25 protein-coding genes are annotated in these 24,037 nt (G+C 70.6%); 10 read left to right on the plus strand and 15 right to left on the minus strand.

Annotation, left to right across the window (positions count from 1 at the left end; genetic code table 11):
- Positions 1-22: 22 nt before the first annotated feature.
- The 8 genes from ACZ7MF_RS19805 to ACZ7MF_RS19840 all read right to left on the minus strand — a co-directional run bounded on the left by ACZ7MF_RS19805 (position 23) and on the right by ACZ7MF_RS19840 (position 6,947).
- On the minus strand, positions 23-889 hold the full coding sequence (locus tag ACZ7MF_RS19805; protein WP_471478086.1) for a (2Fe-2S)-binding protein: 867 nt from the start codon (positions 887-889) through the stop codon (positions 23-25).
- Between the two features lie 77 nt (positions 890-966).
- Entirely contained in the window at positions 967-2,100 is a 1,134-nt protein-coding gene (locus ACZ7MF_RS19810) for an epoxide hydrolase family protein (protein WP_471478087.1), read from the minus strand.
- Positions 2,101-2,119: 19 nt separating this feature from the next.
- Positions 2,120-2,839 carry an NADPH-dependent F420 reductase gene (locus tag ACZ7MF_RS19815; RefSeq protein ID WP_471478088.1) on the minus strand — a complete coding sequence of 240 codons (720 nt, stop codon included), beginning with the start codon at positions 2,837-2,839 and terminating at the stop codon, positions 2,120-2,122.
- Between the two features lie 11 nt (positions 2,840-2,850).
- On the minus strand, positions 2,851-3,810 hold the full coding sequence (locus tag ACZ7MF_RS19820) for an SDR family oxidoreductase (protein ID WP_471478089.1): 960 nt from the start codon (positions 3,808-3,810) through the stop codon (positions 2,851-2,853).
- A 66-nt stretch (positions 3,811-3,876) separates the two neighbouring features.
- Positions 3,877-4,500, minus strand: coding sequence for an NADPH-dependent F420 reductase (locus tag ACZ7MF_RS19825; RefSeq protein WP_471478090.1), 624 nt, complete (start codon positions 4,498-4,500; stop codon positions 3,877-3,879).
- An 85-nt stretch (positions 4,501-4,585) separates the two neighbouring features.
- Entirely contained in the window at positions 4,586-5,488 is a 903-nt protein-coding gene (locus ACZ7MF_RS19830) for a TIGR03619 family F420-dependent LLM class oxidoreductase (protein WP_471478091.1), read from the minus strand.
- Positions 5,489-5,519: 31 nt separating this feature from the next.
- Positions 5,520-6,143: an NADPH-dependent F420 reductase gene (locus ACZ7MF_RS19835; protein ID WP_471478092.1), complete on the minus strand. Its 624-nt coding sequence runs from the start codon at positions 6,141-6,143 to the stop codon at positions 5,520-5,522.
- 69 nt (positions 6,144-6,212) lie between these two features.
- The gene (locus ACZ7MF_RS19840; RefSeq protein ID WP_471478093.1) at positions 6,213-6,947 is read right to left on the minus strand and encodes an SDR family NAD(P)-dependent oxidoreductase; all 735 of its coding nucleotides are present in this window, start codon (positions 6,945-6,947) and stop codon (positions 6,213-6,215) included.
- Between the two features lie 219 nt (positions 6,948-7,166).
- Here ACZ7MF_RS19840 and ACZ7MF_RS19845 point away from each other — a divergent pair, with 219 nt between their 5' ends.
- Together ACZ7MF_RS19845 and ACZ7MF_RS19850 are read left to right on the plus strand one after the other, a co-directional pair.
- Positions 7,167-8,078, plus strand: a complete 912-nt coding sequence (locus ACZ7MF_RS19845) for a LysR family transcriptional regulator (protein WP_471478094.1) — start codon at positions 7,167-7,169, stop codon at positions 8,076-8,078.
- Between the two features lie 255 nt (positions 8,079-8,333).
- Positions 8,334-9,527: a DMT family transporter gene (locus ACZ7MF_RS19850; protein WP_471478095.1), complete on the plus strand. Its 1,194-nt coding sequence runs from the start codon at positions 8,334-8,336 to the stop codon at positions 9,525-9,527.
- Here the strand turns inward: ACZ7MF_RS19850 and ACZ7MF_RS19855 are convergent.
- On the minus strand, positions 9,517-10,788 hold the full coding sequence (locus ACZ7MF_RS19855; RefSeq protein ID WP_471478096.1) for a transglycosylase family protein: 1,272 nt from the start codon (positions 10,786-10,788) through the stop codon (positions 9,517-9,519). The genes ACZ7MF_RS19850 and ACZ7MF_RS19855 overlap by 11 nt on opposite strands.
- Before the next feature lie 316 nt (positions 10,789-11,104).
- On the opposite strand from ACZ7MF_RS19855, the gene gndA reads away from it, so the two are divergent.
- A complete protein-coding gene (gene gndA, locus ACZ7MF_RS19860; RefSeq protein WP_471478097.1) occupies positions 11,105-12,544 on the plus strand; it encodes an NADP-dependent phosphogluconate dehydrogenase in 1,440 nt (479 codons plus the stop codon).
- A 449-nt stretch (positions 12,545-12,993) separates the two neighbouring features.
- On the opposite strand, the gene ACZ7MF_RS19865 is transcribed toward gndA, so the two are convergent.
- Genes ACZ7MF_RS19865 through panD form a run of 3 tightly spaced genes read right to left on the minus strand, consistent with a single transcriptional unit; the run spans position 12,994 to position 14,525 of the window.
- On the minus strand, positions 12,994-13,680 hold the full coding sequence (locus ACZ7MF_RS19865) for an aspartate/glutamate racemase family protein (RefSeq protein WP_471478098.1): 687 nt from the start codon (positions 13,678-13,680) through the stop codon (positions 12,994-12,996).
- A gap of 29 nt (positions 13,681-13,709) precedes the next feature.
- Positions 13,710-14,054 carry a GNAT family N-acetyltransferase gene (locus ACZ7MF_RS19870; protein ID WP_471478099.1) on the minus strand — a complete coding sequence of 115 codons (345 nt, stop codon included), beginning with the start codon at positions 14,052-14,054 and terminating at the stop codon, positions 13,710-13,712.
- 51 nt (positions 14,055-14,105) lie between these two features.
- Entirely contained in the window at positions 14,106-14,525 is a 420-nt protein-coding gene (gene panD / locus ACZ7MF_RS19875) for an aspartate 1-decarboxylase (RefSeq protein ID WP_471478100.1), read from the minus strand.
- Positions 14,526-14,743: 218 nt separating this feature from the next.
- Here panD and ACZ7MF_RS19880 point away from each other — a divergent pair, with 218 nt between their 5' ends.
- Positions 14,744-15,133 carry a hypothetical protein gene (locus tag ACZ7MF_RS19880; RefSeq protein ID WP_471478101.1) on the plus strand — a complete coding sequence of 130 codons (390 nt, stop codon included), beginning with the start codon at positions 14,744-14,746 and terminating at the stop codon, positions 15,131-15,133.
- A 61-nt stretch (positions 15,134-15,194) separates the two neighbouring features.
- Here the strand turns inward: ACZ7MF_RS19880 and ACZ7MF_RS19885 are convergent, their stop codons facing one another.
- Positions 15,195-16,166, minus strand: coding sequence for a LysR family transcriptional regulator (locus tag ACZ7MF_RS19885; RefSeq protein WP_471478102.1), 972 nt, complete (start codon positions 16,164-16,166; stop codon positions 15,195-15,197).
- Between the two features lie 133 nt (positions 16,167-16,299).
- Between ACZ7MF_RS19885 and ACZ7MF_RS19890 the strand changes: the two genes are divergently transcribed.
- Together ACZ7MF_RS19890 and ACZ7MF_RS19895 are read left to right on the plus strand one after the other, a co-directional pair.
- A complete protein-coding gene (locus ACZ7MF_RS19890) occupies positions 16,300-17,232 on the plus strand; it encodes an NAD-dependent epimerase/dehydratase family protein (RefSeq protein ID WP_471478103.1) in 933 nt (310 codons plus the stop codon).
- Between the two features lie 56 nt (positions 17,233-17,288).
- Positions 17,289-17,708: a VOC family protein gene (locus ACZ7MF_RS19895; protein WP_471478104.1), complete on the plus strand. Its 420-nt coding sequence runs from the start codon at positions 17,289-17,291 to the stop codon at positions 17,706-17,708.
- 139 nt (positions 17,709-17,847) lie between these two features.
- Here the strand turns inward: ACZ7MF_RS19895 and ACZ7MF_RS19900 are convergent, their stop codons facing one another.
- Both ACZ7MF_RS19900 and ACZ7MF_RS19905 read right to left on the minus strand, forming a co-directional pair.
- A complete protein-coding gene (locus ACZ7MF_RS19900) occupies positions 17,848-18,057 on the minus strand; it encodes a hypothetical protein (RefSeq protein WP_471478105.1) in 210 nt (69 codons plus the stop codon).
- A gap of 140 nt (positions 18,058-18,197) precedes the next feature.
- Positions 18,198-18,827, minus strand: coding sequence for a TetR/AcrR family transcriptional regulator (locus tag ACZ7MF_RS19905; protein ID WP_471478106.1), 630 nt, complete (start codon positions 18,825-18,827; stop codon positions 18,198-18,200).
- A 70-nt stretch (positions 18,828-18,897) separates the two neighbouring features.
- Here ACZ7MF_RS19905 and ACZ7MF_RS19910 point away from each other — a divergent pair, with 70 nt between their 5' ends.
- The 4 genes from ACZ7MF_RS19910 (at position 18,898) to ACZ7MF_RS19925 (ending at position 24,009) form a co-directional block, all read left to right on the plus strand.
- Entirely contained in the window at positions 18,898-19,770 is an 873-nt protein-coding gene (locus ACZ7MF_RS19910) for a ketopantoate reductase family protein (protein ID WP_471478107.1), read from the plus strand.
- Between the two features lie 262 nt (positions 19,771-20,032).
- Complete coding sequence (locus ACZ7MF_RS19915; RefSeq protein WP_471478108.1) at positions 20,033-20,716, plus strand: siderophore-interacting protein; 684 nt, start codon at positions 20,033-20,035, stop codon at positions 20,714-20,716.
- 142 nt (positions 20,717-20,858) lie between these two features.
- On the plus strand, positions 20,859-21,884 hold the full coding sequence (locus ACZ7MF_RS19920) for a hypothetical protein (protein WP_471478109.1): 1,026 nt from the start codon (positions 20,859-20,861) through the stop codon (positions 21,882-21,884).
- A gap of 736 nt (positions 21,885-22,620) precedes the next feature.
- Entirely contained in the window at positions 22,621-24,009 is a 1,389-nt protein-coding gene (locus ACZ7MF_RS19925) for an MFS transporter (protein WP_471478110.1), read from the plus strand.
- Positions 24,010-24,037: the final 28 nt, after the last annotated feature.

Genomic DNA, 24,037 nt, shown 5'->3' on the forward strand with positions numbered 1-24,037 from the left:
TCGGCGGCTGGTTCCCTCATGGTCACCCAGAGCGGGCGCCTGGGGAAGAGCGCGGAGGCCTCGGAGGGGGTGGGGAGCTGCCGGGCTCCGGCGGGCGCGGGAGGCTGCCGGGCTCCGGCGGGCGCGGCGAACGGGCGGGTCCCGGCGGACTCGGGAAGCAGCAGTCGCCGCAGACGCCCCCGCCCGGCACCCGGTAGTACAGGCAGCAGCTGCGGCGCCGGAAGGACGTGCCGGTGAGCGTCCCGGTGCCGGCGAGCAGGGGGTGGGCCAGCAGGTTGGCGGTGAGCGCCCGGGCACGGGCAGCGGTGTCCGTACGGCCGTGTCGGCGGGCCCAGCGGTCCAGTTCCCGGCCGGCGCCGGCCAGGGCGGAGGCCGCGTTGCCGCACAGCAGTCCCCTCGCGACGCCGTAGCGGGCGTGCACGGCCTCGGTGAGGGGGGCCAGGTGGGTGGTGAGGACGACGTCCGCGACGGTGCCGCCGTCCCCCGGCCGGGCGCGCACCTCGGTGAGCCACAGGTCGTCGGGTGCGGTGGCCTCGGGGTCCCAGTGCAGCAGGCGGGGGTCGAGGTCCGGGACATGTCCGTACAGGACGGCGCAGGCCAGGGTCACCGACCAGAGGCGGGCCGCGAACCCCTGCTGGGCCACGGAGGCGGCGACCCGGGGCTCGGAAGCGCCGAGCGCGGCGGCGACCTTGCGGACCCGGCGGCCCAGCGGATCGGCGCGGTGAACCGGGACTTCAACGTCCGCCGCCGCGCTCACGTATCCGGGTGCGTAGGCGTGCGCGAGGGGCGCAGCCTCGGCGGTCCGCACCGACGGCAACGGACGCGAGGCGTGCAGGACGAAGAAGCCGCCGAGCGGGCGGAGGGCGGAGAGTGCGGGGTCGAGGTCCACGGAGAGCAGTAGTACCAGTTCCCTGATGGTTCCTGGCCAAGCCGTTGGACGTGGCGGCGTCTGCCGGTCAGCGCCAGTCAGCGCAGTTGGCGGAAGAACTTGGTGATGTCGTCGGCGAGCAGTTCGGGCTCCTCGTGGGCGGCGAAGTGCCCGCCGCGCGGCATCGACGTGTACCGGGTGATGTTGTAGGTGCGCTCGGCCCAGGAGCGCGGGGGCTGGGTGAGGTCGGCGGGGAAGACGGCGAGGGCGGTGGGTACTTCGACCTTTTCGACGCGCCGGGTCAGGCCGCGGACGTACTCGTGGTAGGGCCGGAACGACGTCGAGATCGTGCCTGTGAACCAGTACAGGGACGCCTGGGTGAGGACGAAGTCGTCGGTGAACCGGGACGACAGGTCGCCGCCCGAGTCGCTCCAGGCGCGGTACTTCTCGACGATCCAGGCCAGCAGGCCGGTCGGAGAGTCGGACAGGGCGTGGGCCAGGGTGAGCGGGCGGGTGCTCTGCTGGTGCTGGTAGCCGCCTTCCTCCGCGCTCCAGGTGGCGACCTGGTCGAGGTATGCCTGTTCGTCCAGGGTGAGGCTGGTGGCGTCGTACTCCTGGGGTGCGGCGACGGCGAGCAGATGGATGCCGGCCACCGACTCCGCGTAGGCCTCCCCCAGGCGCGAGGTGATCCCCGCGCCCAGGTCACCGCCGTGGGCGGCGTACCGGTCGAAGCCCAGCTCGTCCCGCATGAGCCGGTGCCAGATCTGGTGAGTCTGGAGCGTCGGCGGGAGGGCCGGGCGTTGTGGCGAGAACGCGTAGCCGGGCAGAGAGGGGACGACGACCGTGAACGCGTCGGACGCGTCGCCGCCGTGCTTCGACGGCTCCGCGAGACGCCGGGCGAGGTCGGTGAGCTCCAGGAAGGTGCTGGGCCAACCGTGGGTCAGGACGATCGGCAGGGCGCCGGGCTGCTCGCCGTCGAACCGGAGGTAGTGGACGGGCGTGCCGCCGATGACGGCCGTGTGGTGCGGCAGGGCGTTGATCCGCGCCTCGTGGGTGCGCCAGTCGTAGCCGCCGGCCCAGTACTCCGCCAGGCGGCGCACCTCGGTGGTGTCGGCGCCCGCCTCCCAGCCATCGACGGGCCACCGGGTGGGCCACCGGGTGGCCCGTAGCCGCGCGCGCAGGTCTTCGAGTTCTGCATCGGTCACCGCGATCATCGGCGATGGGGCGGTCATGTGCCTCTCCCGGTCGTGCTCACGTGCTGGTCGTTGTGCCGTCTTCGTGCGATTGTCGCGTAGCGGTGGCCAGTGCCGCGCGGATGGCGCCCGCGCCGGCCGGCCGGCCCGTCTCGTTCGAGGGCGGCCCGTACGGGATTCCCCACACCGGTGTGCCCGTCGCCTGCCGCCAGCTGTCGGCCAGGAGTCCCGCGTCCACCACGCCGTACCCGATGGAATCGATGAACTCGGCGGCTGCCGCCTTCGCCGGCGCGGAGTCCCCGGCGATCGGCAGGTAGGAGCGGTCGGTCGCCCCCGCCGGGCGGGCGAGCGACAGCAGATGCTTGAAGTAGATGTTGTTGAAAGCTTTCACGAGCATGGCGTCCGGGACGTATCGCAGCAGCAGCTCGCTCGATGTGAGCGACGTGCCGTCGAGCTCGGGGATGTGCCCGTCACGCTCGGGGCCGTAGTTGCACGTGTCGATGACCGTCTTCCCGGCCAGCGGTGCGGCGGGCACGTCGGGGAAGGCCGTGACCGGCACCGTGACCACGACGATGTCACCAGCCGCCGCGGCGTCCTCGGGCACCGCCGCCGACGCCCGGGGCCCCAGTTCCGCGACCGTGTCCGCGAGCGACCCGGGACCGCGCGAGTTGCTGAGCACGACCTGGTGTCCGGCCGCGACGGCGAGCCGCGCGATCGTGCCGCCGATGGACCCGCTTCCGATGAGGCCCACAGTTGTCATGTTGAGGTCCCTGCCCATTGGACGTGCCCTCAGATTGCGGGGACGTCGGTCGACGCGAAGTAGTGGCCGTTGTCCAGGCCGGCGAGGAGGCCGGGCCGGGCGGGTTCCCAGCCGAGGGTCTCGCGGGTGATGAGGTTGGACGTCGGGTAGCTCTGCGTGACGATGTTGGTGAGGAACCCGAAGTACCCCGGCAGCATCAGTTCGTCCAGGGGCACGCTCACTGCGGGCAGGCCCAGGCGGTTGCCGATGGCCTCGGCGATCTCGCGGACCGGGATGCCCCCGTCCTCGACCGCGTGCCAGTAGCTGCCGGCCGGGCCCTTCTCCAGCGCCAGGCGGAACAGGGAAGCGGCATCGCGGATGTGTACGGCGTTCCACAGGTTCGAGCCGTCCCCGGGGTACCCGGCGAAGCCTCTCTCCTTCGCCAGGGCGATCAGGGTGGGCAGGAAACCGGCACGATCGGCCGTGCTGTGCGCGATGTTGGCAATCCGTACGACGGAAGACCGGACTCCCCGCCCGGCGAGGCCGATGACCGTGGTCTCGACGACGTTACGGGCCCGGAGGGTGCCCTTGTGCTCATCGCCGACGGGGAGGGCAGGGTCCTCCTCGGTGGAGGGCCGGCCCAGATCCCGCCCGGTCCCGGGCGAGCCGATGCTCCCTGCCGCGACCAGCGGCTTTCCGGTTCCCGCAAGTGCCTCGCCGTAGGCGAGCATGATCGGGACCTCGGCGGCGGCCACGGCTTCGATCCCGCCGGACGGGAGCAGGTCCTGCCTGTGCGCGACGTGGATGACGCCGTCGGAGTCCGCAGCCGCCTCCTTGAGCCCGTCGAGGTCCTGGAGGTCACCGCGGTGGACCTTCGCACCGAGCGCGGACAGGGCAGCCGCGGCCGCGTCCGACCGGGCCAGGCCGGTGACCTCGTGCCCTGCGGCGGCGAGTTCGGAAATGATGTGCGAACCGGAGTGGCCGGTCCCGCCGGTGACGAAGACGTGCATGTTCTCCTCCTGGTGAGTGATGTGGCGTCAGTGGTACGGCGGAAGAAGGGGTGGTGTGGGGTCCGCTCAGCCGGGAAAGTCGACGCCGAGGGCGAGGTCGAAGGTGCCCGCGCCGTTGCGGGCCAGGCCCATCAGCAGCGGCCCGACCCCTTCCAGCCAGCGAGCCATCTCCAGGCCGCCGACATCGAGCGGGCGCAGTCCGAGGCTCTCGATGAACACCGCCACGTTCGCCTTGGCGCCCGCGTCGTCTCCGGCGAACAAGACGTCCAACGGTCGCTCCTGGACCAGGACGTGGCCGAAGACGGTGTTGAACGCCTTCACGACGTGCGCGCTCGCCGGGGCCGCCTTGGCGATCTCCTGCGCACCGGATGTGCCGTCGGGGGTGACGAGCCCGGTGGCGTCGGCGTTGAAGGTGTTGGAGATGTCGATGACGACCTTGCCGGCCAGGGCGTCTCCGTACCGGGCGACGACGGGCGCAGCGCTGGTGTACGGCACGGCGAGGACGACGATGTCGCCCGCGGGGACCGTGCCGAACGTCCCCGCCGTGGTACCGCCGCCGAGTTCGGCGGCCAGGCCCTTCGCCTTGGCCGGGTCGCGGCCGATGAGCTCGACGGAGTGGCCGCCCGAGACCGCGCGTGCGGCGATGGCGTGGGCCATGCCCCCGAGGCCGATGATGCTGATGCTGCTCATGGTGAGTGCTCTCTTTCTTGGGTGGTCGTCGCTTGGGTGGTCGTCTCTTGGGTGGTCGCTTCTTGGGTGATCGTTCTTCGGGTGGTCACAACCGGCCGGTGCGCTCGATCACCTGGGCGGCGAAGTCGAGCAGCTGGTCCAGGCCGGTGAACATCGCGAAGGCATCGAAATACGCCTCGTCAACACCGGAGTCGGCGTACCGCTTCAGCTGGTCCGCGACCGACTCGACGGACGTGCCCGGCTCGAGGTTGATCCGCATGGCCGTCTTGAGCGCGTCGGGATCGCGGCCGGCGTCTTCCGCCGCTCGACGCGCGATCGACCACAGGCGGCCTGCGCCCTCGTCCTGACTGCTGATCGACGCGGTCGGCGCCGGCCCTTCGACCCCGAGCCAGCCGACCCCACTGCGGCCGACTCGGCGCATCGCGGCCTCGCTGGCACCACCGATCCAGATGGGCGGCCCGCCCGCCTGGACCGGCCGGAGGCCGGCGTGGACCGGTGGCATGGTGAAGAACTCGCTGTCCCAGGACACGGGACTGGTCGTCCACCACGCATGCAAGAACGCCAGCGTGTCATCGAGCATCCTGCCGCGCCGCTGCCAGTCCGCGTTGCGGGCGACGTCGTACTCCTGCTTCATCCACCCCAGCCCCACACCGACGCCGAGGCGGCCGTCGCTGAGCACGTCGAGCGTGGTCAGCTGCCGGGCCAGGTGCGGCGGCTCGTAGTAGAACGTGCTGAGCGTGCTGGTGTTCAGGCGCACCCGGCTGGTCGCCGCCGCGGCGACGGTCAACAGCAGCACGGGGTCGAAGGAGCGGGCCATCTGCGGCCCTCGGGCCAGATAGTCGCTGCCCACATCGACGGGCGTGACCAGCCGATCGCCGACCCACAGAGCGTCGTAGCCAAGGTCCTCGAGTCCGCGGACGAAGGCGCTCAGGGCGGAGGCGTCGCTGACCGAGGGCCCGACAAGGGGAATCATGAAACCGAGCTGCATGGCGATGAGCCTCCTCAGGCGACGCTTCTGCTCAGCCGTTGACTTCGTTGACGCCGAGGGCGAAGTTTCCGTGGCCGACTCCGTTGCCCGCGAGGCCTACCGTGAGCACGCCCGCGCCTTCCAGCCAGTGCGCCATCTTCAGGCCGCCGACATGCATCGGGCGCAGTCCGAGACTCTCGATGAATGCCGCCACGTCCGCCTGGGCCTGCGGGTCGTCGCCGGCGAAGAAGACGTCGGGCCGGCCGTTCTCCAGCACGCCGCGGAAGATGGTGTTGAAGGCCTTGAAGACCTTGGCGTCGGCCGGGGCGACCTTGGCGACCTCCTGCGCGATCGATGTCGGCTCGCTGTGGGCCAGGCCGTCGAACGCGGCGTTGAAGGGGTTACTGATGTCGACGATGGTCTTGCCCGCGAGTGCGTCTCCGTACTCGGCGACGGCGGAGACGACACCGGCGTACAACACGGCCGTGATGACGATGTCCCCGGCCGGGACAGCGCCCCACTTGCCTGTCGTGGTGCCGCCGCCCAGAGCCTTGGCCAGGGCGTCGGCCTTGGACTGATCGCGTGCCATGATCTCGACGGTGTTGCCGCCCGCCACCGCGCGCGTGCCGATCGTGCGGGCCATGTTCCCCGCCCCGATGAAGGTGATGCTGCTCATGAGCTGTGCCTCTTTCTGTTCTTGAGGCGCCTGTTCCTGAGACGCCGCTACGACGCGTTCGTGGGTGGTTCAGATGGCGGTCGTGCCGCCGTCTGCGACCAGTTCCAGGCCGTTGACATAGCTGGAGTCGTCGGAGGCGAGGAACAGGGCGATGCTGGCGATCTCTTCGGGACGGCCCATCGTTCCGCGGGGAATGAGGGACTCGAACGAAGCCCTGGTCGCCTCGTCGAACAGCTCTTCCTGCTTGGCGGTGGCGACCTGTCCGGGGGTCAGGACGTTGACCCGGATCTTGCGGTCGCGCAGCTCGTTGAGCCACACGCGGGCCCATGCCTGCTGGACGGCTTTGCTGCCCGCGTAGAGGCTCCAGCCGGGGAAGGCGCCGAGTGAGGCGTTGGAACCGGTCATGAGGATCGAGCCATGGTCGTTGATCAGCGGCAGGGCCTTCTGCACGGTGAACAGGGTGCCGCGGGCGTTGAGCGAGAAGGAGCGTTCGAACTGTTCCTCGGTGATCTCGCCGAGCACGGCGGGTTCGCCGAACCCGGCGCTGGCCCACAGCACGTCGATCGAGCCCTTCTCCTGCTTGACGGTGTCGTACAGGCGCTCCAGGTCGTCCAGATCGGACGCGTCACCCTGGACGGCGGTGACGTTGCGGCCGATCAACTTGACGGCCTCATCCAGGGCTTCCTGCCGTCGGGCCTGGATGAAGACGTACGCTCCTTCCTCGACGAACAGCTTGGCCCCGGCCAGTGCCAGGCCGGTGGATCCACCGGTGATCACCGCTACCTTGCCATCGAGCTTTCCCACGGCCACTCCTTTGAATTAATTGATTTCCGAAACGGGAGCGCAAGGGGCCCAATTCTTGATGCACTCATCGTGGTTTGAACCCTGCTGTCAAATGCCGATCCGGAATTCCTGTACCGGGTTTTCCCGGCCCAATTAACGATGGCACCGGCCTGATCGTGTGTCCAAGACCTGTTTCAACCGTGGTGATACCGTTAAGGCATTGCCGGACCGGGAGGCCCCATGGATCTGGACCTGCGCAAGCTGCGCTACTTCGTCGCCGTCGCCGACCGGTTGCACTTCGGCCGCGCCGCCGATGAGCTGCACATCGCGCAACCGGCGCTCAGCCGGCAGATCCGCGCACTGGAACAGGATCTCGGTGCCTCGCTGTTCACCAGGGACAGTCACGGCGTCACACTGACCGACGCGGGCCGGCAACTGCTGGACGACGCGGGTCCGCTGCTCGCCTCCGCGCACGCGGTCCGGCGCCGAGTCTCCGTGGCAGAACGCGGCGGCCAGCGGCTGGTGGTCGGCTTCCGGGCAGGTATCCCGGTCATCCCGGCGACGCGGGTGTTCGAGGCGCAGCATCCGGACGTGGTCGTGGACGTGCAGCGCATGGAATGGGACGACCAGGCCTCGATGCTGCTCGACGGCCGCGTCGACGTCGCCTATGTACGGCTGCCCGTCGCCGAGACGGGCCTGCGCCTGACTCCGCTCTACACCGAACCCCTCATGGTGGCGCTGCCAGCCGGTCACCGGCTGGCCGGCAAAGATGAGGTCACCGAGGCCGACCTGGCCGGTGAGCCGCTGATCTGGCATGCCGACGCGAGTACGCAGCCCACCCGGCGCCCACACCCGGACTCCGGACTCCGGGTGCGCGGCGTGGACGAGAAGCTCGAGCACGTCGCGGCCGGTCGCGGCATCTCGTTCGTGGGGCGTTCGGAGGCCGTGTTCTTCTCACGTCCGGACATCAGCTACGTGCCCGTCCCGGACCTGGCGCCCGACCAGGTATGTGTCGCAATGGCGGCATCGCGCACCTCGCCGCTGGCCGACAGTTTCTTCGCCGCGGCGCAGACCACGGCTGAGATCACGGCGGAATGCGGGAACTACGAAATGTGGCGGCTGGCGAGCGACGCCGCTTCGCAGCGCGACTGAGCAGCTCGGCCGAGAACAGCCGGACCCGACCTCCAGTACCCACCGGGGACTCCAGGAGGCCGGGCCGGGGGTCGGGGACCCAAGTCGCCCACCCTGGGGAGGACGGCGGCGCCGTCGTACTCCATCGGTAGTAGGACCCAAAGAATGCTCAGGGACGACGACGGGAAGACCCTGAGACGGCATCGTGTTGTCCATGGATGACGACCGTTCGCCGCGCCGGGCCCAGCGCCCCCGCCTCACGCAGAGGAGCAGCCGATGAGCGCCCTCGCGTTGTCCGTGCTGCTGTCGCTCGTCTCCGCCGTGGCCTACGCGGGCGGCGCGATCGTGCAGGAGCAGGTCGCGGCGTCGTCCCCGGATGCTCAGTACGCTCCCTTGCGCCGGCCCGCCTGGTGGGCGGCGGTCTCGCTCAACGGCCTGGGCGGTCTGCTGCACGTGGTCGCCCTCGCGCTCGGTCCGCTGAGTCTGGTGCAGCCGCTGGGAGCGCTCACCATCGTCTTCGCGCTGCCCATGGCGGCGCTCTTCGTGGGCCGCAGGGCCGGTGCGACGGCCTGGCGGGGCGCGCTGATGGCCACGGTGGGCCTCGCCGGTCTGCTGTCCCTGGTCGGTGCCTCCGACGCGCAGTCGCTGGACACGGCGCAGCGGGTCGGGGCGGCGCTGGTCACCGGTGGCGCGATCGTCGCGCTGATGATCGCCGGCCGGGCCGCGCACCGTCATCCGGCGGTCCGCAGCATCCTGCTGGCGACCGCGTCCGGCATAGCGTTCGGAATGTCCTCGGTCTTCACCAAGACGGTCGCGGTCGACTGGAACGGCGGGGTGTCGGCCGGTGATCTGCCGTCGCTGGCCGTGATCGGCGTACTCGCCACGGCCGGCATGGTGCTGTCGCAGGCCTCCTACCGGGGCGCCGGTCTCGCCGCCCCACTGGCCACGCTGACGGTCGTGAACCCGGTGGTGGCCGCCGTCGTCGGCATCACGATGTTCGGCGAGACGTTCCGTTACGGCACGACCGGCACCGTCCTCGCCCTGGGCTGCGGTGTGGTGGCCGCCGGTGGACTGATCATGCTGACGACGGAGCGCATCGCCCGGGAGGGCGCCGGTACCGACGAGCCCCCGGCCCTGGCCGGGGAGACGGTGGCCCTCTCAGAGGCGGCGGCAGCGGTCGCGACCGCGGCACCCGAGCCCGTGCCCGTGCAGGCGGCCGGGCCGGTCGAGGGCGTCCCGGTCCGGGAGCCGGTGGCGCCGGTACCGCAGGTGGCCCGGCTGTCCGACAAGGTCTTCGTGCCGTCACCGGTGGCACCGCCGGTCCCGGACGCCGCCCCCGCCGAGGAGGCGTACGAGGCCCGGATACCGGAGGAGAGCGACGACACGACGCTCTCCTACGGCCCCTTCTACGGCGGCCCGTTCGTCCCGCCGCCCATGCTCAGCCGCCGACGGGTCCGGATCAGATCCTGACGCCGCCGGCCCGCAGGTACGCCAGCGGGTCGACATCCGAACCGAAGCCGGGCCCGGTCCGCACCTCGAAGTGCAGATGCGGGCCCGTGACATTGCCCGTGGAGCCGGAGCGGCCGAGGCGCTGACCGACGCCCACGGACTGACCGTTCTTCACGGAGATCGCCGAGAGGTGCGCGTACTGCGAGTAGCGGCCGTCCCCGTGCCTGACCACCACCTGGTAGCCGTACGAACCACCCCACCCCGCGCTGACCACCCGGCCGTCCGCGACCGACTTGACGGAGGTGCCGGTGGGGACGGGGAAGTCGACGCCGGTGTGGTAGCCCTTGGACCAGGAGGAGCCCGCCTGGTGGTAGGGCGTGCCGGTGGCGGCGTCGACGGGGGCCACTACGGCCCGGTGGGTGGTGGCCTTGCCGGACTTGGCCTTGCCGTTGTCGGAGGAGGAGGACTTCCGCTGCTCCTGCCGCTGCTCCTGCCGCTTCTGTTCCTTCGGCTCGGACTTCGGCTCCCGCTTCTGTTCCTTCTTCTGCGGCGTCTGCTGCTTCGGCTGCTGCTTCTGCTTCTGCTGCTTGTCCTGTTTGCGCGTCTCGGTGCCGGCTGCCGCGGTGGCCCCCGAGCCGCGCAGCGACAGGTGCTGGCCGGGCAGGATCAGGTCGGGGTCGGAGCCGATCGCGCCGCGGTTGGCCTCGTACAGGCGCTGCCAGCCGCCGCGGACCTCATGGGTGTCGGCGATGCCGGAGAGGGTGTCGCCGGTGACCACCGTGTACATCCTGGCCTTGCCCGCCCGGGACTGCGGGGTGGTCTGCGGCTGGACGTCCTTCACCGAGCGCGACTTCTGCTGCGCCGGCGCCGCGGACCCGGCCGGCCGGATGTCGGGCGGGTCGCCGCCACGGGTCAGTCCGGCCCGCTCCGAGCACACCGGCCAGGCACCGGGGCCCTGCGTGTCCAGCACCTTCTCGGCGACGGCGATCTGCTGTTCCTTGGTGGCCAGGTCTGCGCGCGGGGCGTACCGCGTGCCGCCGAAGGCCTCCCAGGTGGACTGGGTGAACTGCAACCCGCCGTAGTAGCCGTTGCCGGTGTTGATGGCCCAGTCGTCGGTGGACTCGCAGGCGGCGACCTTGTCCCAGGTCTCCACGTCGGCCGCGTGGGCCGTGCCGGTGCCGACGAGGGGGAGGGCCAGTCCCGCACCCCCCGCGGTGACGGTCAGTGAGGCGCGGTTGATCCTGTTCGGCTGATACCGGCGGTGCCGGCCGCGTACGGACATGGAGGTCCCCCTCGACATTGCGTCAGGAGGGGCAAAAGTAAGCGCCGCGAACAGGCCATGACAAGACGGCAACCGGCCGGTTGGTCACCCCGAGTGGCCGGGAACGGGCGGCCGTTGGCCGGATGAGAGGTCGCGCCGCTGAGGCACCCGGCCCCTTCCGCCCGTACTGAGGTTCCGTGGGAGAACGGGAAGCAGAAAGTGCGACGTGCGTCCCGGCACGTCAGCATGGTCGAGCAGCGAAACCGGCGATACTGGCGGGCACCGGCACCACCTACACAAGGCACCACGGACACCAAGGTCACTAGGAGCCAACCCAATGAGCACTACAGCGCAGATCGGCGTCACGGGTCTCGCGGTCATGGGCCGCAACCTCGCCCGCAACTTCGCCCGCAACGGCTACACGGTCGCGGTGCACAACCGGACCGCGTCGCGCACGCACGCGCTGGTGGAGGAGTTCGGGAGCGAGGGCGACTTCGTCGCGACCGAGACCGCCAAGGAGTTCGTGGCCGCGCTGGAGCGCCCGCGACGCCTGGTCATCATGGTGAAGGCCGGTGACCCGACCGACGCGGTGATCCGGGAGTTCGCCCCGCTCCTCGAGCCCGGGGACATGATCATCGACGGCGGCAACGCGCACTTCGCGGACACCCGGCGCCGGGAGCGCGAACTGCGCGAGCAGGGCATCCATTTCGTGGGCACCGGCATCTCGGGCGGCGAGGAGGGCGCGCTCAACGGCCCGAGCATCATGCCGGGCGGCTCGAAGGAGTCGTACGAGTCGCTCGGCCCGATGCTGGAGAAGATCTCGGCGAAGGCCGCGGACGAGGCGCCCTGTGTGACGCACGTCGGTCCCGACGGCGCCGGGCACTTCGTGAAGATGGTGCACAACGGTATCGAGTACGCCGACATGCAGTTGATCGGCGAGGCGTACCAACTGCTGCGCGACGTCGCCGGGTACTCCCCCGCGCAGATCGCGGAGATCTTCCGGACCTGGAACACCGGCCGCCTGGACTCGTACCTGATCGAGATCACGGCGGAGGTGCTGTCGCACGTGGACGGGGCGACGGGCAAGCCGTTCGTGGACGTGGTGGTCGACCAGGCGGAGCAGAAGGGCACCGGCCGCTGGACGGTACAGATCGCGCTGGACCTGGGCGTGCCGGTGTCGGGCATCGCGGAGGCCGTCTTCGCGCGCTCCCTGTCCGGGCACGCGGCGCTGCGTGACGCCTCGCGCGGCCTGGCCGGCCCGAAGGCGTCCCCGCTCGGCGAGTCGGAAGCGGCCGCCTTCGCCGACCGCGTCGAGCAGGCGCTGTACGCCTCGAAGATCGTGTCGTACACCCAGGGCTTCCACGAGATCGCTGCGGGCAGCGAGGAGTACGGCTGGGACATCGATCTGGGCGCGGTCTCCGCGATCTGGCGCGGCGGCTGCATCATCCGGGCGGCCTTCCTGGACCGCATCCGGGCCGCGTACGACGCCCGGCCGGACCTGCCGAGCCTGCTGTCGGACGAGACGTTCGCCCAGGAGATCGCCGCCGCGCAGGACGACTGGCGCGAGGTCCTGGTCGCCGCGACCCGGCAGGGCGTGCCGACGCCGGGCTTCGCCGCCGCCCTCGCCTACTACGACGCTCTGCGCGCCGAGCGGCTCCCCGCCGCGCTGACCCAGGGACAGCGGGACTTCTTCGGGGCGCACACGTACCGCAGGACGGACCGGGACGGCGCGTTCCACACGCTGTGGGGCGGTGACCGGTCGGAGGTCACCGCGTAACCCCTCTCCTCATGCCCTCCCCCGGCGTGTGTCGCCCCTCGCTCAGGTGAGGGGTGGCCCCGGCTCGGGGTTGGGCACGGGCTCGGGCCCCGGCGGGATCGGGGACGGCGAGGGCCCGGGAGGGCCGGGCGGGTCGGGCGGCGGCTGCGGGCCGGGGCCGGGGGGCGGAGGGGTCGGCTGCGGGCCGGGGCCCGGGGGCTGGGGCGTGGGTTGCGGACCGGGGCCCGGGGGCGGCGGCGGAGGGGTCGGTTCCGGACCGGGGGCCGGTGGTGAGGCCGGGTCCGGGTGCGGATGCGGGGGCTCCGGGTCCGGACCGGGAGCGGGCCCTGGGGTGGGCCCGGGCGGGACGGGATCCGGATACGGGTTCGTCATGGCGCTGTCCTCCGGCCAGTCGGTCGACGTCGGCTCTCTGGACTTGTCCCCCGCCTACCCGACGGCCGCCTCCCCACTCACTCCCCGGTAGGAACCCCGGGGTCCGGGTGGCCCAGCGTGCTCGGCCGGACCTTGCGTGCCGCCGCCGCCCCGGCGGCCAGTCCGGGCGCGGGGCTGGCCAGCACGGGAACGCGGGCCGTCGTCGACTCCCTGGCGGGCGCCATGGACGCCTGGGCCAGGACGATCACGTCGGCACCGGTCACGGCGTCGGCCGCCTCGACCACCCGTCGCAGATAGCCCTCGGTGTCGCCGGCCTCGAACCGCGCCCAGGCCCCGTCCACCAGCCGGGTCCTCGCCGCCACGGGGCGGTCCGCGCGCCGCGCCTCCTCCTCGATCAGTGCAACCGTCGGAGCGAGCGTGCTCTCCAGGGCGGCGAGGACGAGGACACGCGGCCCGACGGCCACCGCGGCGGCGGCCATGGGCCGGTCCACGCGCAGCACCGGCACTCCGGCCGCGGCGGCTGCCGCCTCGGCGACACCACCGATGGTCGAGCAGGTGCACAGCACGGCGCGCGCCCCTTCCGCCACCGCCCGCGTCAGCACGGCCGCGACGGATGCGGCCACCGCCTCGGGCCCGTCCCGCCGGGCCCGCTCCAGCAGCCCGGCGTCGACGTGATGCCGCAGTTCGAGGCCCGGATGCGCCGCGTCACGCAACGCGTCGAAGACCGGAACATGAACGGCCGAGGTGTGCAAGAGCGCCAGCACGCACGTCCCCCGTCTCTCTTGGCCGGCGGTCAGAACAGCTCGGGATGCGCCACGAGCCACTCCTTGGCGGCGCGCAGCAGCTCCGGGTCGGCGGCGGGTGCCTCGTCCGGGTGGCGCTCGGCCCACTTCACGACGTACGGGCACAGCGGGGCGACGGTGACGCCCTCCCGTCGCGCGATCCCGTACAGCTCACGCGCCAGGGAACCGGCGATGCCGTGGCCCTCGTGGGCCGGTTCGACGATCGTGTGGACGGGGACGAGGGCCCGCTCGGGGGCGTCGAGCTCGAAGTACTCGATGTGGCCGACGACCTCTCCGGCCGCGACCGCCTCCAGCCGCCCCGCCGTCCGGTCGTCACGGATCTCGATGTCGCTCACGGCCACACGCTCCTTGTCCCCGCGGGGTCAGCAGGTCAGTACACCGGTACGTCAGGCCGACACGGCCTGAGGGCTGCGTTCCTGGTCCGAGCCCGGTACCGGCTCGGACGCGTCGGCACCCAGGGCGACGATACGGTTGTCGCCGTCCACGTGCACGACCCGGGGCCGCAACGACCGCGCCTCGGCATCGTCGACCTGGGCATAGCTGATGAGGATCACCAGGTCACCGGGGTGCACGAGGTGCGCCGCGGCCCCGTTGATCCCGATCACCCCGGACCCGCGCTCCCCCTCGATGACGTACGTCTCGAGCCGGGCCCCGTTGGTGACGTCCACGATGTGCACGAGCTCACCGGGCAGCAGATCCGCGGCATCCAGCAGATCGGCGTCGATGGTCACCGAGCCGACGTAGTGCAGGTCGGCCTGGGTGACGGTGGCGCGGTGGATCTTGGACTTGAACAGAGTACGCAGCACTTGGACTCCTCTAAGACGGCTCCCTGCCTGCTTTGTGCAGGTCAAGGGCTGTCCTCACTTTACACGGGCAAGCTGTCCATCGTCCTGCGCGAACTGGGTGTACCCGCCCTGGTGGACCGGCAGGCGTACGACCGGTTGCGCGCCGACGACCACGTGCTCCTGGACACGGCCGACCGCACCGTGGCACAGGTGCCGCAGGCGGAGGCGGAGAGCGCACCGTGATCCTCTCGGACGAGGGCATCCGCACGTCGCTGGCGGAAGGGGCACTGGTCATCAGGCCCTTCGACGACCGGCTCGTCAAACGCAACAGCTATCTGCTGCGCCTGCACACGGCCTTCCGCCGCATCGACACGGACGCCGTGCTGGACACCGCGGACGCCCATGCGCTGGCCGCGGCGGCGGGCCGTGTGACGGAGGCGGACAGCATTGTCCTGTCGACCGTCGGCGGTCGAAAGATCCGACTGCACTCGGGGACGCCGATCTGTCACCTCGTCCTGATCACCCTGTGCTCACCGACCAGCTATGCGCAGCAGAGCGGGAGTACGGGACAGGACGGCCCAGAACCGAGCCGTCCGCTACAGCAGTTCGGCCATTTCTATGCCCGCTGACAGGACGAGGGCGGAACCCTGTCGAGCAGCAGGGCTCCGGTGGTGCAGGACTCGGGCCCCCTCACGGACGGCCCGCTCCGGAGTGGGCCGCCTCGGCGGCGGCCGGGGGTGTCTCGTCCGGAAGACCGCCCTGCGCGAGCTGATCCCGCACGTCGCGAGGCACACGCATGCCGTGACCGCGCAGATCGCCGATGAAACGTGCGACGAGCGGATCCGGCTCCGTGGACGTCACCGCCACCAGTTGTCTGACCCACCGCGGAGAGAACGACCGCACTGCTCCCGGAAAGCCCGGGCTGACCGCGCTCACGGGACACACGGCGACTCCCAGTCCGGCAGCCGCGAGCTGCGGTGCCGTCGCCGTCACCGAGGTCCGCATCACCGTCTCCGGGTGGACGCCCACGCGGGCCAGGGACTGGTCGAGCCAGGCACTGAGGCCGTTGTCCGGTGTGAAGTGGACGAGCGGCGCCCCATCGAGGTCCTCGAGACGTACGGCCGGCTGCTCGGCCAGCGGATGGCCGACGGGCGCCGCCCATACGATCTCCTCCTCCGTGAGGGGGGTGATCGTGAAGCGGGCGGCGGAGGGCGCGGTCAGCACCGCTACGTCGACTTCGTCGGAGTCGACGAGGCCGAGCGCCTCGTCCATCGCCGTGGACTCGCGCAGCGTGATCGCGACCTCCGGGTACCGGCGATGCCACTGCCGGATGACGTCAGCGAGCAGCGGCACTGTGAGGCTCTGCGCGCAGAGCACCCGCAGGACACCGCCGGCCGCCCGGCCCGCCGCGCGTGCGGACCGGACCGCGGAAGCGGCTGCTTCGATCGCTCGTCTGGCGTCCGCCACGGCGGCACGCCCCGCAGAAGTGAGCTTGACCCCCCGAGGCTCGCGGCGCAGCAGGACCGTCCCGGTCTCGCGTTCCAACGAAGCCAGCTGATGAGAGACGGCGGGTTGCGACGAATGCAGCAGCAGAGCTGCCTGCGTGATCGATCCGGAGTCCGCGACAGCGACAAGGCACTCCAGTGCCCGCAGAGAAGCCATTCGTAAATTTTATCGCAGACCTCCAAAGCATGATTGTGATCGAGGGAAGCCATCCGGATCCCCGGTTGCTCCAATCCACGAGACCGTCCCGCCAAGGCCGGCGAGGGGCTCACACAGGGCGAAGGAGAGGTCCATGGCACACGTGTTCGTCACCGGCGGTTCCGGGTTCATCGGCCAGGTACTGGTACGGCGACTCCTCGGCGCGGGGCACACGGTTGGGGTCCTGGTTCGAAGTGAGGCTTCGGCTGCGAAGGTCTCGGCGCTGGGCGCGGAGCCCGTGCGGGGCGAGTTGACCGACCCGCTCACGTGGCGGAACGATCTGACGGGCCACGACGTGGTGTTCCACCTCGCCGCCGAGACGGATGTCACCGCAGATCGTGAACGGCATGAGCTGGTGACCGTTCGCGGCACCCGGGCAGCGGTCGACGCCGCTCGCTACGCGCGCGTGCCGCGCTTCGTCCACTGCGGGAGCGAGGCCGCGCTCCTCGCCGGTGCCCCGCTCGTGGACGTCGACGAGACCGCGCCGCTGCGGCCCGACTCGGAAGCCGCTTACAGTGCCACGAAGGCCGTGGCCGAGAAGATCGTGCTCGACGCCAACACCCCGGGGTTCGCGACGGTGTCGATTCGCCCACGGTTCGTCTGGGGGCCCGACAGCATCCTCGTCGAGGGCCTGGTCGCGGCTGCGAGGGCGGGGCGGTTCGCCTGGATCGACGGAGGCCGTCACACGACCGACGTCACGTTCGTCGAGAACGCCGTCGAGGGGCTCGTGCTCGGATGGCGGCACGGCAGACCGGGTCAGGCCTACTTCGTCACCGACCGGCACCGCGTCACTCTCCGCGAATTCCTGGAAACCCAGTTCGAGATCTACGGCGTCGACGCCGCGATCCCCGACGTGGACGCCGAGACCGCTGCCGGCCAAGTCCCCGTTCCCGCTCGGTGGTTCCTCGGGCAGGAGTGCACCCTGCGCACGGACAAGGCCGTGACCGAACTCGGATACGAGCCCGTTGTCGCGTACGCCGCCGGCCTGGACGCGGTCAGAAACTCGGTGGCCGTCGGCCGCGCCTGAAGACCGAGGAAACACAGCAGGGCGCGGTCCGGCGGCCGGACTACAGTTGACGCACCATGCCCGATCTCTTCGGAATCAACCATCTGACGCTGTCCACGACCGACCTCGACCGGCTCGTGAAGTACTACACGGAGTTGCTCGGCGCAACGCTCGCGTTCGAGCGCGCCGCGTCCGGTGCCGATCCTCGGATCGCAGTCGTCGACGTCGGCGGGGACGACCACCTGATGATCGTCGAAGCCGCTGCCGCCCCCACGGCTGACCTCGATCCCCTCGGCAATGCGGGATGGGGGCTTCGCGTGGGCACCTACGCGCAGCTGTGTGAGGTTCGCGATCGAATCCTGAGTGCAGGGCGGCCGGTCGGGCCGATCGCGACCCTGCCCACGCAGTGGACGATGACAGCTCGCGATCCCGATGGACGCCCCGTGGACGTCCGGGCCCATCGCCCACGCACCGCGCCGCCTGTCGCGAACTCCTGACTGTCGGTTGCCCCGGGTTGCGGAACACGCCCCGACTCGGGTCAACTTCCGGGTGGTCTTCTCGACTCCCGGTACGGACGAGGCGTACGCCCGCGAACGCCGTCGCCGTCACCGACCGGCTCTCGCGCACCCACGGCGTTCACCCCTCGCTGCAGCAGGCGTGCCGTGCCTCCTCCACGTACTCGTGTCCGTGCCACCAGAACTCGCCGTTGGCCGGATGCTCGGGCACGCGAGGCAGTACGGTGCTGCTCCCCTCCGGCTTTTTGAAACCGGCGGCCGGGGCGCCGGAGAACGGCTGCATGAGGGAGTCGACGGTGTGTGCGATGCCCGACACGAGGTCGGCGTACATGCCGGGTGCGATTCTGCCGAGGTCACAGCACATCCCTCCAGCCGTACGGGGCGTCCGCGGCCGGGCACCTCCGCTCCTTCCTGAGTTGCTATGCCCGGTCGAGGGGTTTACCAGGTTCCGTCGGCGTCTGTTCTGGGTCGTCAGGTCCGGGTCGGTGGCGCACTCATCGCTGCCGTGAGGAACGTGATCGCCCATCGCTGGGCCGCCTCGCCCGCCACCGGGGACGTGCAGCCCGGGGAGGGCTGCTGGTGGACCTCGAGGCGGTCGACGGCCGTCACGGCAAGGATCCCCCGTATCCGGAACCGCAGCTCCTCCGGGGAAAGGCCAGGCAGTACGCGCGCGAAGGCTGCGAGGTAGCGCTCGCGGACCGTGTCCTCGCCCGGGCCGGTCCAGCTGCGCGCCTCCTCGGCCGGGTCGCTGAGGACCGTCACGATCAGCCGGGACGTCCGGGCGCCGCCCGCGTCGCCGGCCGACATCTCGTCGAACAGCGGCCCCGCGAATGCCTCCACCAGTTCGCTGACCGATGGGTCGGGGGTCCGGGCGAGCAATGTGTCGAGCCCTGCGCACTGGGCAGCGTTGATGGGCTCGATCACGCGGCGGGCGACCGCGGCCATCAGCTCCGCCTTCGACCCGAAGTGGTAGCCGACGGCGGCGAGGTTCGCTCCGGCGAGTTTGGTGATCGCGCGGACCGAGGTGCCGCGGTATCCGTGCTCGGCGAAGAGGTGCTCGGCCGCGTCGAGGAGCTGGGTGCGAGTGTCTGGGGTCGCCACACGAAGGACTCTACATATGTTTGAATGAAACGAACGTATGATTCAATCGAACGTGTGAAGGAAGGCTGTCATGAAGCTGCTCGTGTACGGCGCCGGGGTCTGCGGCAGCCTGTTCGCCGCCCGCATGCATGAGGCCGGCCACGACGTCTCGCTCCTCGCCCGGGGTAGGCGCCTGACCGCTCTGCGCCGGCACGGCGTGCAGCTCGCCGAGGGAGACAGCCCAGCTGTCAGACGGGTACCGGTACCGGTGATCGAGCACCCGGACAGCGAGTACGACCTGATCACCGTCTTCGTCCGTACCCACCAGGTGGACGCGGTGCTGGAATCACTCGCCGGCGTCCAGGGTGACGTGCTGTTCCTGCTCAACTGGGCAGCCGGCCCGGAGACGCTGGGCTCGGCGATCGGCCACGAACGGGTGCTGCTCGGCTTCCCCATGACGGGCGGCACGACGGACGGCGACGTGATCCGCTACCGCAAGAGCAGTTTCCTCACCCGTCGGGTCGCGATGCCGATCGGCGAGCCCGACGGCCGCACCACCCCGCGACTGGAACGGATCGTGGAGACGTTCCGTACCGCCGGGATCAACGCCAAGGCCGAGCCGCAGACGGACGCCTGGCTCAGGACGCACGCCGCCTTCGAGGTGCCGCTCGGACAGGCGGTACACGCGGCGGGCGGCCCGGTAGCGCTGGCCGACGACCCGGACGCGGTCCGCGGCATGCTCCACCTCATGCGGCACAACCTCGCCGCGATGGAGACACCGCCCGTACCGCGCGCGTTCGCCGCGTTGCGGGCTCTGCCGCAAGGGCTCCTCGTGGCCGTGCTCCGGCGCTTCCTGAAGAGCCCGACGGCCGTGCACAGCGGACTCAACGACCCTTCGCCTGCCACGGCGGCCGAACTCGAGCGGCTCACCGAACAGCTCCGCGCCCCTGCGAGAGCCCACTAAAGACGTTGTTTCACTTGGCGAGTACGACCGGGGACCGGAATGCCCCATGAGATGGCGCTGCCAGTCGGATGGCGCTGATCTCATTCTGATCGGACCGGGTGCACTCGCCGCCTCTACCCTCGACGCGGGCACGACGTCCTGGGCGCCTGCCCGGTTACGGCAACACCACCTCAACACGCACTATCGCGAGATCTCATGAACACGTACTATCGCGTCCATCCTCCCGCTGAGTACGACAACCCACCCCGTTGAGGAGCCCTTCATGCCCGCCATCCTGGACCCAGTCCTCGATCTTCTGACCGTACGCGGCACCGTCACCGAGGCCGAGCAGGTCACCGCCCGGATGCGTCGGCTGCGCATCGATGGCGGACAACTGGCCGGTCTGGAGGTCCAGCCGGGCCAGCAGGTGCGAGTCCTCGTCGGCGGGCTCACCCTCCGTACGTACTCGATCTGGCACTACGACCCGTCCGGCGGCGTCGAGTTGTGCGTACTGGACCACGAAGCGGGCGGACCGGGCGCCCAGTGGGGCCGCACCGTCGCACCGGGCGAACAGGTGCGTCTGCGGCGGCCCGAGGGCACCTTCACGCTGCGTCCCGACGCCGCCCACCACCTCTTCGTCGGCGACGAGACGGCTTCGGTCGCGTTCGGTGCGATGCTCGCGGCACTGCCCGGGGAAGCCGTCGTCTCCGGGTGCGTCGAGACGGCGACAGCTGCGGACCGGCTGCCCCTGGCGGGCGGCGACCGGCTCGACTGGGTACTCCGGGGCGAGACGTCACTGCCGGAAGCGGTACGACGCCTGACCCCCGAACCCGGCGGAATCGCGTATGTCGCTGGGGAGGCACGGGACGTGCAAGCAGTGCGACGGGTGCTCCAGGAAGCGGGGTGGGACCGGCGCGCGGTCCTGACCAAGCCGTTCTGGACGCCGGGCAGGAAGGGCATGGACTGACGGCCTGCCCAGCACTTGTCCGTCGCAGGTTCACCGGGGAGGCAGTCCTGCAGAGAGCCTCGGGCAGCGAGGTCTCGTCACTCACGAGCACGTGGGGCGGCCACGAGGGCCGTTGTCAGAGGCGATTGGCAAGATTGCGGCCATGAATGTCACTCCTGTCACTCCGCCACGGCCGATCGACGTGGCCGCGGTCTTTCCCCAACTGGCCCCGCTGGCCCGCACGGCGACCCGCCTGCACCCGCGCCCCGGGGCGCCGACGTGGCACGACAGCTCAATCGGCGGGCCGCTGTTGTGGCCCGCTGAGGAGCCGTGGCCGCACTGCGAGGAACCGCATGTGGTGGACGGCATCAACCCAGCCCAGTCCCCGGCGGATCTGCGGCTGGAACGGCGGATCTTCGCCGCCTCGCACGGCCGGGGCCTGACTCCGGCGGAACGGGAGACTCTCGAGCGGATCCGGCCCCCTCGGACGTATCCGGTATGGCCGGCGGTCCAGTCGTACGACGGCCCCATAGCGATGCTGCCCGTCGCGCAGCTGTACGTACGGGATGTGCCCGATCTGAGCCCGCCGGAGGGCAAGGACCTGCTGCAGGTTCTGTGGTGCCCCTTCGATCATCCGATCATGCCCAGGACCCTGCTCTTCTGGCGTTCGGCAGCCGCCGTCACCGACATCCTCGACACACCCCCCGAGCCGCCCGCAGTGCAGTTCGACGGCTATCTACCGGACCCGTGCATGCTCGAACCGGAGCAGATCACCGAGTACCCCGACCATCTGGAGCTGAGCGAAGAACTGCGGGAGCAGCTCAGGCAATGGAATGTGCCCCAGGCGGCAGAAGGAGACATGGCCCCGGACACGTACTACGACTGCGTGCTGTCCAACGCACCCGGCTGGAAGGTCGGCGGCTGGCCCGCTTGGGACTCCACCGACCCCAGTCCGCAGCCCTGCTCCGAGTGCGGCACCGGCATGAAGGTCCTGATGACCGTCGCCACGTTCGAGGAAGGGGACGACGCCGGTAACAGCTGGTCTCCGCACCCCCACCCAGGTGCTGGACCGTACCCCGGCCACCGCGGCTACAACGCGACCGGCGTCCAGATAGGCAGCGGCTACCGGCAGCACCTGTTCGTCTGCCCGGCTGAGCCCGAGCATCCGCACATCGAGTTGATGACGTAGCCCGTCCGCAGTGTGGAGCCGGGGCGTCACCGCGACGCATGGCCCCAGGTTGAGCGCGTCCCGCTGAGCTCGCCGGCCCAGGACGGGCGCGATCCACCGGTTGGCGTCAGCCGTCGGGACGCCTCTCCGGCTTGGCCGCTCAAGGAGGGAGCGGCCCGTCCACGTCGAGGAACATCAGCGGTCGGTTCACGGTTTCCCGCGGTCTTGCTCACAGAGGGCTGCCCGGATCAGCCCAACGGCGGGACTGTCCCGGCATCGGAGCCGTCCTGGATAACCCCGTTCGCGGGGCTGAGCCCGCGCTACTTCTCGGAGGAGAGCTTGGGCGTCGCCATTCGCGTCGCCCCTTCCTTGCGCTTCACTGACTGGCGCGATCACGCGGAAACGCTTTCGACGGGACCAAGAACAGGTGCCAGGCACGCACAGGCCGGCCATTCCGTTCGCCGCAGGTCCCGGTCATCGGGTTCTCCGGCCCCAGCTCCATGCTGGACCAGGCGGCAGAGCTGTCCGATCGACCCCAGGGACGGACTTCAACGCAGCTCAGTCAGCACCAAGTCAGCACGGGAGGGGCGAAGACGGCCTTCCCCAGGCATCTACCCCCTCCCCTGAGCAGGCATGGTGGCCGCGCGCATACCCGGCCCCCGAACTATGTTGTCCCGCCACATGTGCGCCTGACCTGCGGATTCCTACGGTGTGGCGACACGCAAACGTCCCCGTCACACCCCAGGAAGTGGTGCCGATGTCGTCGCCCGCAACCGCTCCACCAGCTCCGAACAACCTCAAGCGCATCGTCGCCGCCAGCCTCATCGGCACCACCATCGAGTGGTACGACTTCTTCCTCTACGGTTCCGCCGCCGCGCTCGTGTTCAACGAGTTGTTCTTCCCGGACTCCGACCCGCTGGTCGGGACGCTGCTGTCGTTCCTGACCTATGCTGTCGGGTTCGCCGCGCGGCCGGTCGGGGCCCTGGTGTTCGGGCACTACGGTGACCGGCTCGGGCGTAAGAAGTTGCTGGTGCTGAGCCTGTTGATGATGGGCGGGGCGACGTTCGCGATCGGGCTGCTCCCCACCCACGCGACCGTCGGCACGGCCGCTCCCGTACTGCTGACCGTGTTGCGGCTCGTCCAGGGTTTCGCCCTCGGCGGTGAGTGGGGCGGGGCCGTGCTCCTGGTGTCGGAGCACGGGGACGCGCGGCGGCGCGGGTTCTGGGCGTCGTGGCCGCAGACCGGCGCACCGGCGGGGCAACTGCTCGCGACCGGTGTGCTGTCGCTGCTCACGGCCCTGCTGTCGGACGCCGCGTTCAACAGCTGGGGCTGGCGGATTCCGTTCCTGCTCTCCGGGGTCCTGGTCATGGTCGGTCTGTGGATTCGTCTCTCTGTCGACGAATCGCCGGTCTTCAAGCAGGCCCTGGCGCAGGCGGAGTCGCGGAAGGCGAAGGCCGAGCCGCTTCCGTTGGTCGCCGTGATGCGGCACCACTGGCGCGACGTGCTGATCGCCATGGGCGCGCGGATGGCCGAGAACATCAGCTACTACGTCATCACGGCCTTCATCCTCGTCTACGCCACGACCGCGGCCGACGTCTCCAAACAGACCGCGCTCAACGCGGTGCTGATCGCGTCGGCCGTGCACTTCGCGGTCATCCCGGCCTGGGGCGCGCTGTCGGACCGGATCGGCCGGCGCCCCGTGTACCTGCTGGGCGCGGCCGGTGTCGGGCTCTGGATGTTCCCGTTCTTCATGCTGATCGACTCCGGTCACTTCGGGAGTCTGCTGCTCGCGGTGACCGTGGGGCTGGTGCTGCACGGCGCCATGTACGCGCCCCAGGCGGCCTTCTTCTCCGAGATGTTCGCGACCCGGATGCGCTATTCGGGGGCTTCGATCGGCGCCCAGTTCGCCTCCGTCGCGGCGGGTGCTCCGGCGCCGCTGATCGCCACCGCGCTGCTGTCCGAGTACGACAGCTCGACGCCGATCTCCCTCTATGTCATCGCGGCGTCCGTGCTGACGCTGTTCGCCGTGGGGGTGGCCCGGGAGACCCGGCACCGGGATCTCGCGGAGGTCGGCCCCGTCCCCGGTGACGGAGACGGGAGCGGTTCGGTGTCCGACTCCCGTGCGCAGCAGGCGCGCACCGTCTGAGCCGCCGCGTCACCGGCCCCCGTACGCC

Source organism: Streptomyces sp. NPDC111628, assembly GCF_055635195.1.